Source organism: Peribacillus sp. P4_B1 (assembly GCF_056402395.1).
Window position 1 is genome coordinate 20,369 of sequence record NZ_JBFUHM010000052.1, and the last position, 10,912, is coordinate 31,280.

The following is a 10,912-nucleotide window of genomic DNA, read 5'->3' on the forward strand; positions in this document are numbered from 1 at the left end:
TTTTCTAGTTAAGAGTGATCTTTTTTTTGTTTGGATTGACAATGGTCTGATTTTCACCAATTAAGGTGATATCGGATGTAACCGATGAATTGCCAACTACTGCACCATCTTCTATAACACAATTGCTGGCAATGATGCTTCTTTCTATGTGAACGTTTTCACCAATCGTAACATTAGGCATGATGACTGAATCTTTTATGGTTGACCCATAGCCAACCTGTACATTATAAGATAAAACCGAATGTTCAATTTTCCCATGTATCATGCACCCTTCATTGATAAGCGACTGACTGACCTCGGCATCCGGTGATATATATTGCGGCGGATGATTTGCATTGCGGGCAAAAATTTTCCATTGCTGATCATCCAACTGGAAATTTGGCGTATCCTCCAGTAAGTCCATATGTGCCTGCCAAAGGCTTTCGACCGTTCCGACATCTTTCCAATAATCATTAAAACGATAGGCATATAGCTTTTTTCGGTCTTCAAGCATCTTGGGAATGATGTTGCTGCCGAAATCATTGGAAGAATTTTCATCTTTTTCATCGTTTATTAAATACCGTCTTAGGGTCTTCCAATTGAATAGGTAAACTCCCATGGAAGCGAGATTACTCTTTGGATACTTTGGTTTTTCATCAAATTGAGTGACTTTATCATCATCATTGGTATTCATGATTCCGAAACGACTTGCTTCCTGCCATGGCACTTGAATGACAGCTATGGTTGCCTCGGCTTTTTTTTCAATGTGAGAATCCAGCATCTTACTGTAATCCATCTTATAAATATGGTCACCAGAGAGAATCAGTACATGTTCCGGATTATAGTTATCAATGTATTGGATATTTTGATAAACGGCGTTTGCCGTCCCTTTATACCACTCACCGCCTTCTTTCCCTTGATAAGGGGGAAGAACGGAAACTCCGCCGACATCCAGATCCAGATCCCAAGCTTTGCCATTACCCACATAATCATTTAGAATCAATGGCTGGTATTGGGTCAGTACCCCAACCGTATCAATACCAGAATGAGTGCAGTTACTTAATGGAAAATCGATGATCCTATACTTACCGCCAAAGGGAACCGCTGGTTTTGCCAAACCGATTGTCAATTCACCTAACCTCGAACCCTGGCCTCCTGCCAATAACATTGCTATCCATTTTTTCGCTCCCATTATTCGTTCACTCTCCCCCGTCTTTTTTTTGTTTGCTTCATATAAATTGATATGCCTAAAGGAGGTACGGTTATTTCCATGCTGTATGGTTGATTATGACATGATTCTTTTTTGACATTAATGGGTTTTTCATTGATCTGACCGGATCCTCCGAACGCTGCTGAATCACTGCTGAAGACCTCTATATATTTCCCCTGGGAAGGCACACCTATTTGATAATGAGCATGGGCCTGTGCAGAGAAATTACAGACAACAATACAATAATCACCTTTGCGTTTACCTTTTCTCATATAGGTTATGATACTCTGACTACTATTGTTTGGTTCTATCCATTCAAATCCCTCCTGGACATGATCCAATCTCCATAGAGAGGAAGTTTGCCTATAAAATTCCTGAAGGGTACGGAAGTAATATGCCAGCTTTTCGTGAGATTCATATTTCAAAAGCAGCCAATCCAATTGTTCCTCATCTTTCCATTCTATGAACTGGCCAAATTCACCGCCCATAAAGAGAAGTTTCTTTCCAGGATGTGTCATGAAATACCCAAAGAGCAGCCGTAAGTTTGCGAATTTCTGCCAATAGTCACCTGGCATCTTATTCAATAAAGACTTCTTGCCATGAACTACTTCATCATGTGAAAAGGGCAAGACAAAATTTTCTGAAAAAGCATAGAACAATGAAAATGTTAAGAGGCTATGGTGATTTGGCCTTTCATTCGTTTCAAGTTTCATGTAACGAAGAATATCGTTAGTCCATCCCATATTCCATTTGTAATTAAAACCCAGGCCTCCGATATCGGTAGGTGATGTTATAAGCGGCCTGTCTGTTGCTTCTTCAGCCATCATTAGTGCATTGGGATATTTTTTGAAAACCACCTCATTAAGTTTTTGCAAAAATTGTATGGCTTCTATATTTTCCTCACCGCCAAACTGGTTTTTCAGCTTAACCGGCAAGGGATTATCATGATTTAAATAAACCATTGACGATACCGCATCGACACGGACCCCATCAATATGGTATACATCCATCCAAAACATCACATTTGATATAAGAAAACTGATTACTTCCGGTTTAGTAAAATCAAAATTGTATGTTCCCCATAACGGACGGTCTGCCCTAGTATGATCAATTGGTTCATAGAGAGGCGTACCATCAAAACGGGAAAGTCCATGTGCATCTTTACAAAAATGGGCGGGAACCCAGTCAAGGATGACGCCAATGCCCTTTTGGTGGCAAAGGTTAATCAAATACTTAAAATCTTCCGGTGAACCGTAACGACTGGTAACGGAATAATAGCCCGTGACCTGGTATCCCCACGATTTATCAAATGGGTGTTCCATTATGGCCATGATTTCAATATGTGTAAAACTATTATCAATCACATAATCAACTAATCTATCTGCCAATTCACGGTACGAATAAAATTCACCATCTTCTGTCTGTTTCCATGTTCCAGGGTGTACTTCATATATGGACATGGGTTTATGATAGATATTTTCCTTTTTCCTATCGGCTATCCACTTCGAATCTTGCCATTCAAAATTATCCAGCCTTTTAATGACCGAGGCTGTTTTTGGTCTGACTTCCGAATAGAAGGCATATGGATCGGCTTTTAGGATACGTTTATTTCCAGGTGTATGTATTTCGTATTTATAAAGTTCCCCTTCTTGAAGTCCTGGTACGAACAACACCCAGACGCCTGAACGCTCGATCCGTTTCATCGCATGATCATTTCCGTCCCAATTATTAAAATTACCGACTACTGAAACTTGCTTGGCATGGGGGGCCCAAACGGCGAAGCGTACTCCTTCATTACCTAATGATGTTACAATGTGTGCCCCAAGCATTTTATAGCTTTCATAAAGGGTGCCTTCATGAAACAAATATAAATCGAAATCGCTTGGATAATTTTCTTGTAGCTGGTCCATAATTGTACTCAATAAAACCCCTCCATCAGTATTAACTCGATAGTATTTTACCTATCGTTCCCCAGTTATTATATATATTCGATGGAAATGTTATTAATCCTTCAAATGGAGGTGAACTTATTATAATTAAATGCCCTTTTTTTGAAAATTAAAACATTTTTATGTAGAAAAAGACCATTTAATGTAAAAATATTGTTATTCCAATAAAAGCCCTCCCCATTTTATAGGAAAGAGCTTTAAGGAATCATGTATGAATGCTTCATGTTACTTGTTCAGTTCGGATCATGTGAGTTTTCTTTAAGAATAAATAGGATAATGAGACTGACCATGCCAGGGGAGTATTCCTGTTTGGAATATTACTGCCTCCAATATATAACTCAGGGACTTCCCAATTTTCTGGAATGATCATTTTCGTTTTATCTGTATATTCCTTTACTTTGTTCATCATGCCAAGTTCAAGGTAGCATAAGCCCAGCCAAGGAAGACCGAAACACCATTCCGCTTCCTGGCCTTCATTATAATAAAGGTCCTTTTCATATCGTATACAACCTTTTGTTCTTTCAAGTCGCCCTGTGACATTCTTCAATATTTTAAGGGCTATTTCACGATCTACCAGTCGATAAGGATAAATTAAGGATAAAAGGGCTAGATCCGTCTCTTTTGAATAGCTTTCCCTCGGGAGTAGGAAACGAAGTGTTTCTTCTCCCTTCATTATCAGTTCCTCCTTAACGTTGACCAGCATCTTGACTGAATTCAAACCAGCAACACATGCACCGATGCTTGAAGCATGAATTTCGATATTTTCTTCCCACATCCCGTTATCTTCCGACTGCCAATATTGCAGGCATTCCAAGTAATTGACCAACTTTTGTACGATTTGTAAATCACGTTGATTTCTTATCACCTTTTTTCCATGCCTATATCCTTCTCCGACACCCCATAAAAAGGCACCTATCGCATCATTTTGGGCATGCCCCCACTCATCAGTCAGTTCTTCCAGTTCAGTGGAATACCGTGCATGGATATGTTCATAAAGATACTGTGGTTTCTGTTCAGTATGAATATCTATCTTCCACTCATAGGATTGAAATAAGTCGAATAAAGCATGATATGCTTTCTCATAACGATTGGATGGATCATTTATAAATGGCAGTACTGTATAAACGACATCCCTTATCCATACATAATTATAATCATCGGAAACGCTTGCAGTATACGCGCCATTAGGAAGCCGCATACGATCAAGAACCTCTAGGGCACCATTAACATTCATTAATTGAACACCTCCATAGTTATTTACTTATTCCCATTGTTGACAGACTCCCATTTTCTAAACGTTGGATCATTCATTTTAAATTAGAAGCGCTTTCATTCCAGTTAACCAAAACGACTCTTCAGAAGTTATCACCCTAGTTTATGTAATCACTGTCTTTTTTGATAATCAAGCTGACAATGTTCATTAAAAATCGTTATTTGCCTAACCGAAATGGACGAAGTCAAATAGTTGCTTATAGTAAATTATGTTATGTGAAATGAAAAACCAGTAATGGAAAATCCATTACTGGTTATATCGGCCCATCCTTTAAATTTTTAGTACTTATTAAAAGAAAAATCGTAATATCATCAAGGAAAGCACTCCAATCATAACCGTACCCAAGAGACTCCTCGTAAAAATGGCAACCAGGAAAGCAGGTAAAGCTGCGGATAAATTCAATGCATTATCCTTAATTGAAAAGACCTGTTCCGATAATAGTAGCTCTTGAGCCAACAACGCCGTCAGTACAGCCACTGGCACATGCTTCAGCCAGTCAATGCCCCACTCAGGGATCTGCATTTTACTAAGCAGCATCAATGGAACGACTCTAGGTATGAAAGTTACAAACGAAGTCCCTATGATGACAACAAGGATATATCCGCTTATTTCCATCTGCCAATCACCATCCCTATCGTTGAAGCTACAATCGTCGCTACTATGACGCCAGTACTGCCAGGAAAGAAGAAGCTTACTGCAACAACGATTAATATGCTGCTAATTGCGACTGCAAGATCTATAAAAAAGGCTTTTTTACTTAAAATTTGCAAAACTAAAAGGCCGATGAACATCGCTGGCAAGGCGAAGTCCATCCCATATTTTTCGGGATCAGGAATCCATTGTCCAAAGAAACCGCCGGCCATATTTGCAAGGAACCAATTTAAATAGGCTGCAAGATTCAAACCAAGCATCCATTTAAAATCGAGTTGTTTCTTTTTCTGTGCTGATGTGACGGCCACCCCAAACGTTTCATCCGTTAATAGGGCTCCCGTTATCATGTTTTGTTTCAAACTTTGATGCCTGAAATATGGTGCCAATGCAGCACTAAGTAAAAGATGACGACTGTTAACAAAAAAAATCGTAAAAATAATGGCCGATACTGGATGACTTGCAGCTATCATCCCAGCCGCTATGAATTGTCCTGACCCTGCATAGAGTAAAAGCGACATAAGTGCCACTTCAATCATACTTAAGCCTGACGTTTTTTCTACGACTCCTGCAGCAAAACCGATACTTAAATATCCCAACAATGTAGGTATACAATCCTTAACTCCTTGCCAAAAGCCTTCCCCTCCTTTAACTTCGGAAAAGCCATCACTTTTCCATTCAGCACTATCCTGACTCATAAGAATTCCACCCTTATTTTAATAAGTTCCTTCAATTCCCCCCCAGCTTGCCGAGCAGAATTGGCAACTCACTATATATTTCAATGATTTCTTCTATCCGCATTCTCACTAAACCGCTCGAAGAAGGGGCAACGAATTCCACTGTCCGCTTCGATGAAGAATCTCCTTGCAGCCCCCAAGAGATCTTTCGTAATTGACGATATTCCTGATAGACACCCTTGCCAACAAAACAGACAAGTTTAGGTTTATACTTTTCAATTTTCCTTTTTAGCTGCTTCCTTCCTTTTATGTACTCTTCTTTAGTGATTTCGTCAGCACCTTTTGTAGGCCTGGAAACGATATTAGTAAAACCATAACCTAAATCCATCAATGACGAGTCTTCAGTTGGGTGATATTTCCTTGGTGTCAGCCCTGACTCGAAGAGGATTTTCCAAAAACGATTGTTTGGATTCGCATAATGGTGGCCAGTCTCTCCTGACCGAATGCTTGGATTGAAACCAACAAACAATATATCCAGATTTTCCTTCAAATGATCAGCGATGCCTTCCATTATATATAAAACTCCTTTTCAAATCTCTTATATAATTATTGTACAAAACTGAAAAAAATTTAACTACCTTTTCCGCCATTTTCCAAACTTATATCCAAAAACTTAACAACGATTTAAGTAGAATGAAAGATGATAACTCCATAATTTAATGACATCCTGTCAAATGGAATAATGAAGATCTATTGCTCCTTTTGAATTCAGTATTCTTTTTTCCCAGAAAGATACATGCTATATACACTCACGTATCTTTATCGAATGAGTGTTGTTTATGGAATCAAATGACCCCGACAAATTAACACAGCCCCTTTCATTTATTTTCCCTAATGAATAGAATGACTGATTAATATGATATACCTTTGCTTAACCAATCGGTATGTACGAATCCGAGGGCATTTCAAACCCACAAAAAAATAGCCACCTGATAGGTGGACTTATAGTGGGCTATCTACGCGAACATAATTAATCTGATCCAGTGGTATTGTAATGATATCTAAGTTACTTTCATAGCCCGGAGCCGTTTCTGTTAATCGAATTATTTCATCGGTTACTTCATGTAACACTCCCACGATTAAATCACTGCTTGTAGCCACTTCAACCGTGTTCCCAATGTAATGTCTTAATTGTCTATAAAAAATACTAGCTAACAATGCATTCTCCTCCTTAAATAGGCTCTCTAACTGAATTTTGGGCGTAAAGCGGAACAAGTACAACAGATCCAGCTGCTTCAGTAATTACGATATAATCTTCCTCAATAGCACTTAATATTCCCGTCACAGGGGCAAAATCAGTTGAAACCGTTACCGTTCTTCCTAGTAATCTTCTTAAAACCCCTTTCAAATCATTGTACGAATCTCCTGATGCCCCTGGGGCTCCAGGTCTCCCCGGAGCTGTTCCATTTTCAATAAGCCATTTATAGTAGAGATAGTCGCAGGAATTCTTTTTATATTGCTTCTCTTGCTTCTCACTGCTCATTTTTTTACCACCTTTTTTATTGTCTATTTTATTCCTTCATCATTGTTCACTTCTTTATTTCCTTCATCCCCAATGCTCGGATTTCTTTTTTCCCTCTTCCTTTTTGCAACGGTCCCCCTTCCTTTCCTTAATACAGCACTGAAATCGTTGTCGATCGAGAAAGTATATCCTTGTATGGTTCCAACCGAAAATGAATTTCGATCTGGATTTTTGCTACTATTTTACCTAGATTCGATCTCCTTGAATTCCTTGATCCATCAGAGTAAATTGATTTCTTTGTGGATCTTGTCTTTTTGCTGCGCCTTATATCGCTTCAAAAGTAGTATATTGATGACTGGTCTTTTCGGCTTGGACTAAACAACCTTTTTTTAAATTACTTGAATTATTTTTTGAAGGTTTTACAAATCCATGTCCATTTCTTTAAAGGCTGAATATGATACATTTGAGGTGATAAGTATGGAATATAGACAAATAAGGGATTACATAAGCTTTGTAATTCCTTCATGCTACAAAACATCTGAACTAATCGAAGAATGTCCGGATACAGGGTCAAGTCAAGCAGCTTACCCATTTTTCAAATGTTCACTTCCTATTAATATTGTTTTTTCAGAAGCATTAAATAATGGTTATTATGTTAGATGGGGGCAATTTGATGCTGACGATATTATTTGTTGTGCCGTAACTGGGACGGATCAAGAGCCCATCTCATTCTTAAGACAAGAAATAAACAGCGTTATTTCCCCATTTTCTTCAAATCAAATTAAACTTCTTTCATTTCCTGAATCGGGTAAAGTTTCCCCAAGAGGGCAGATATCATGAAATCAATAAGAGTTCTGATGGTGTTAGATACGATGGATGTAAGTGGAACGGAAACGCATGTTTTGAGTCTTGTGAAGGAATTACAGTCTAGAGGAATTTATACAGCAGTTGTTACAGGAAACGGGAGTATGATAAGTCGATTACGAGAAACGGGATGTAAAATTCATCAAATGAATTTTCCTAAAACATTAACAATCAATTCCGAGGCAGAATCTCTATTATTAAACAGTTTGGTAGATTTGTTACGAAAAGAACAGATTTCACTGGTGCATGGTCACCAGATTACATCCGGCAACATCGCTGCCAAGGCTGCGAAACTCTCAAACATTCCGTTCATATTCACTCTTCACGGGACATACTTCCCTAAATCCGATATAAAAAGTGTCTTACGGATTACAGATGCCGCAGTTGCGGTTAGTGAACCGGTAAAAAAACATATTCAGCCGTTTTTCCCTAAGAATATTTCAATAATTGCAAATGGTATTGATACAACCGATTTTTCCCCTTCCCCTTCATTGGAATTAAGGGAAAAAATGCATATTCCTCCGAAAGCTAAAGTAATTCTATACTGCAGCAGGATAACTCGACATAAAGCAAGAATCTGCATGCTTTTAATCAAAGCCTGCAGGGATTTAAAATTAAAGGATATTCCCAACCTTCATGTGATCATCGTAGGCAACGGAAGCCAACTAAAGGATATTAAGAATATGGCAGCAAGTATCCATTCTTCGTGTAAGGAAGAGTTCATTCATTTCACCGGGGAACAACAAAATGTGAAGGACTATTATGCGCTTGCAGACTATGTTGTTGGTACTGGCAGGGTTGCTTTGGAAGCAATGGCATGCGAGAGACCCGTTATTTCGTGTGGAAATCTCGGATACTTTGGGGAAGTGAATAGTAATAACTTTCAACAAGCGTGGGAATGCTACTTTGGGGATCATGCTGCAAAACAGGCCAGCAGCCAGGCCATTATTTATCGGGACTTACGAAACCTCCATCAATCAAGTATTGGGGTTCAAACAGGCAGAGAGTTAAGAAAATTGGTATTGGAACATTTCGATAGTAAAAAAAATATATTACCGCTTATTGAATTATATGAAAGCACAATTCAATCATTTGAACAGCAGCAGGCCATCAATTAATGGTTCTGCTGCTGTTTTGAAATATAAAACTCTCACAATGATAAAGATGGTCTTGGATAGGGGTGCTCTTGATTCTTTGCTAGGAGAATAAAACTACATAGATATTGGAGGCATAAGTCTCTCGATTTTTAAGATAACTTAAAAACGTATACTTAATAGACACAGCCATGGGGCTGGGAACTGATTAAGTCTATAAATAGGATTTAGTTTTCATTGAATGACTTTAATGACTTTTCTCGTAGGTATTTATGTACCTACGAGTTTTCATAGTAGGTAACTGAATTTCCTTTTGTATACATCAACCTCTGCCTAACTCGGGAATTAGGAAACATTCTGCTGTTGTTGTTCGATATGATCAACTTTTCTTGCTGTGGACATCTTATTGATGGTAAAAAGAATTCCTGAAAGCCATATAATCACGATGCCTGTATAGATATATATATGGGCTTCAATCGGAATCCATGCGGCTAATAGGGTTCGTACATTGATTAAGATAATGAAACCACCTACTAAAACACCCATTAATTGAGCAGGTAGCATTCTGACGAGCCAGGCTGCAATTGGTGCCGCAACCACTCCGCCAATAATCAACGCGGCCACCCAAAGCCAATTGACCGCTTCCCATCCAAGAGAAAGGATAAAACCAAGACTTCCGAAGAAAGCGATGGCAAATTCACTCGTATCTACAGTTCCTACGGCTTTTCTCGCAGTCATCCCTTTTTTTGACAATAAAACAGGCGTTGCAATCGGGCCCCATCCACCTCCGCCAGTTGCATCACAAAAGCCGGCAAAAAGGCCCAACGGAATGGATTGTTTTGCGGTTAATGGGTTTACCGTTTCGTTTTCCTTTGACGGTTTAAAAATAAATAAAAAGCGGAATAAAACGTACACACCAAGGCCAAATAAAAATATGGCAATATACGGTTTAGCTAATTCGGCAGGAAGGTTGCTCAGGAAACATGCACCTACAAATGCGCCCACCGAACCTGGAATGATCAAGCGATAGACCATATTTTTATCCACGTTCCCAAACTTTATATGTGAAGCTCCGGACACTGCTGTGGTCACTACTTCTGATAAATGAACGGATGCCGATGCTACTGCAGGGGCAATCCCGAATGTCAACAATAAGGAAGTGGAACTCACCCCATACCCCATTCCAAGTGAACCATCTATTAATTGGGCTAAAAACCCGATAAAGGCTAAAACAATTAACTTTTTCATGACCTTCCCCTTTTTCAATAAAATAGAACCTTGATAACATCGACCCGACAGACGGTTACAGTTGCCTGAATAGATCATTCAAATTTCTTTTAAGACACGAAGAGGCACCTAACCAAAATGAAATGACATGTTGGTTAGGTGCCTTCAGTTTTTCTGATCAGCCCAATGATTTACTTATTCAGCTTCTACTGGCAAAAGCCTAGCTAAAAAACGATATCTTTCTTTTAGGGAATATTTATAAACATCCTCTATTGACTCTTTCAACAACTTAGATTTTGCCTCTTTTGAAAATGAACTCTTCTTAATAATCATCCTTGCTTCAAAAAGGAATTCAAGATACTCTTCAAATGACTCATCATATACTTCCCCTAAGTCATTCCGGATTTTTTTTGCCAGTGTTGGACTTGCTCCATTGGTAGAAACACTTATGGAAAGCATGCCTCTATTC

11 protein-coding genes and 1 pseudogene are annotated in these 10,912 nt (G+C 38.8%); 2 read left to right on the forward strand and 10 right to left on the reverse strand.

Annotation, left to right across the window (positions count from 1 at the left end; all coding sequences use genetic code 11):
• Window positions 1-4: 4 nt before the first annotated feature.
• From AC1DVK_RS22100 to AC1DVK_RS22135, 8 genes are all read right to left on the reverse strand, one after another.
• Window positions 5-1,171 carry a glucose-1-phosphate adenylyltransferase gene (locus AC1DVK_RS22100; RefSeq protein ID WP_477627382.1) on the reverse strand — a complete coding sequence of 389 codons (1,167 nt, stop codon included), beginning with the start codon at window positions 1,169-1,171 and terminating at the stop codon, window positions 5-7.
• Window positions 1,171-3,099 (reverse strand): 1,4-alpha-glucan branching protein GlgB, encoded by a 1,929-nt coding sequence (gene glgB, locus AC1DVK_RS22105; protein ID WP_477627388.1) that lies wholly within the window; start codon window positions 3,097-3,099, stop codon window positions 1,171-1,173. Before glgB ends, AC1DVK_RS22100 begins: the two co-directional genes overlap by 1 nt.
• A 259-nt stretch (window positions 3,100-3,358) precedes the next feature.
• A complete protein-coding gene (locus AC1DVK_RS22110) occupies window positions 3,359-4,372 on the reverse strand; it encodes a glycoside hydrolase family 15 protein (RefSeq protein ID WP_061463366.1) in 1,014 nt (337 codons plus the stop codon).
• A 327-nt stretch (window positions 4,373-4,699) separates the two neighbouring features.
• On the reverse strand, window positions 4,700-5,026 hold the full coding sequence (locus AC1DVK_RS22115) for an AzlD domain-containing protein (RefSeq protein ID WP_477627383.1): 327 nt from the start codon (window positions 5,024-5,026) through the stop codon (window positions 4,700-4,702).
• Window positions 5,017-5,757, reverse strand: coding sequence for an AzlC family ABC transporter permease (locus AC1DVK_RS22120; RefSeq protein WP_477627384.1), 741 nt, complete (start codon window positions 5,755-5,757; stop codon window positions 5,017-5,019). Before AC1DVK_RS22120 ends, AC1DVK_RS22115 begins: the two co-directional genes overlap by 10 nt.
• Window positions 5,758-5,788: 31 nt before the next feature.
• Window positions 5,789-6,307 carry a mismatch-specific DNA-glycosylase gene (locus AC1DVK_RS22125; protein WP_477627385.1) on the reverse strand — a complete coding sequence of 173 codons (519 nt, stop codon included), beginning with the start codon at window positions 6,305-6,307 and terminating at the stop codon, window positions 5,789-5,791.
• A gap of 431 nt (window positions 6,308-6,738) precedes the next feature.
• A complete protein-coding gene (locus AC1DVK_RS22130; protein WP_427087738.1) occupies window positions 6,739-6,954 on the reverse strand; it encodes an LSm family protein in 216 nt (71 codons plus the stop codon).
• Between the two features lie 13 nt (window positions 6,955-6,967).
• Window positions 6,968-7,279: a hypothetical protein gene (locus AC1DVK_RS22135; protein WP_427087737.1), complete on the reverse strand. Its 312-nt coding sequence runs from the start codon at window positions 7,277-7,279 to the stop codon at window positions 6,968-6,970.
• A 456-nt stretch (window positions 7,280-7,735) separates the two neighbouring features.
• Here AC1DVK_RS22135 and AC1DVK_RS22140 point away from each other — a divergent pair, with 456 nt between their 5' ends.
• Together AC1DVK_RS22140 and AC1DVK_RS22145 are read left to right on the forward strand one after the other, a co-directional pair.
• Entirely contained in the window at window positions 7,736-8,098 is a 363-nt protein-coding gene (locus AC1DVK_RS22140; RefSeq protein WP_427087736.1) for a hypothetical protein, read from the forward strand.
• Window positions 8,095-9,240: a glycosyltransferase gene (locus AC1DVK_RS22145; RefSeq protein WP_477627386.1), complete on the forward strand. Its 1,146-nt coding sequence runs from the start codon at window positions 8,095-8,097 to the stop codon at window positions 9,238-9,240. Before AC1DVK_RS22140 ends, AC1DVK_RS22145 begins: the two co-directional genes overlap by 4 nt.
• A gap of 321 nt (window positions 9,241-9,561) precedes the next feature.
• On the opposite strand, the gene AC1DVK_RS22150 is transcribed toward AC1DVK_RS22145, so the two are convergent.
• The gene (locus AC1DVK_RS22150) at window positions 9,562-10,464 is read right to left on the reverse strand and encodes a sulfite exporter TauE/SafE family protein (RefSeq protein ID WP_061463374.1); all 903 of its coding nucleotides are present in this window, start codon (window positions 10,462-10,464) and stop codon (window positions 9,562-9,564) included.
• A gap of 174 nt (window positions 10,465-10,638) precedes the next feature.
• A pseudogene (locus tag AC1DVK_RS22155) lies at window positions 10,639-10,912 on the reverse strand (NAD(P)-binding protein); the annotation flags it as partial.

Coding starts and splice junctions, on each gene's coding strand:
- AC1DVK_RS22120 (WP_477627384.1), bottom strand. CDS start 5,757: ATGAGTCAGGATAGTGCTGAATGGAAAAGTGATGGCTTTTCCGAAGTT.
- AC1DVK_RS22100 (WP_477627382.1), bottom strand. CDS start 1,171: ATGGGAGCGAAAAAATGGATAGCAATGTTATTGGCAGGAGGCCAGGGT.
- AC1DVK_RS22140 (WP_427087736.1), top strand. CDS start 7,736: ATGGAATATAGACAAATAAGGGATTACATAAGCTTTGTAATTCCTTCA.
- AC1DVK_RS22135 (WP_427087737.1), bottom strand. CDS start 7,279: ATGAGCAGTGAGAAGCAAGAGAAGCAATATAAAAAGAATTCCTGCGAC.
- AC1DVK_RS22115 (WP_477627383.1), bottom strand. CDS start 5,026: ATGGAAATAAGCGGATATATCCTTGTTGTCATCATAGGGACTTCGTTT.
- AC1DVK_RS22145 (WP_477627386.1), top strand. CDS start 8,095: ATGAAATCAATAAGAGTTCTGATGGTGTTAGATACGATGGATGTAAGT.
- AC1DVK_RS22110 (WP_061463366.1), bottom strand. CDS start 4,372: ATGAATGTTAATGGTGCCCTAGAGGTTCTTGATCGTATGCGGCTTCCT.
- AC1DVK_RS22125 (WP_477627385.1), bottom strand. CDS start 6,307: ATGGAAGGCATCGCTGATCATTTGAAGGAAAATCTGGATATATTGTTT.
- glgB (WP_477627388.1), bottom strand. CDS start 3,099: ATGGACCAGCTACAAGAAAATTATCCAAGCGATTTCGATTTATATTTG.
- AC1DVK_RS22150 (WP_061463374.1), bottom strand. CDS start 10,464: ATGAAAAAGTTAATTGTTTTAGCCTTTATCGGGTTTTTAGCCCAATTA.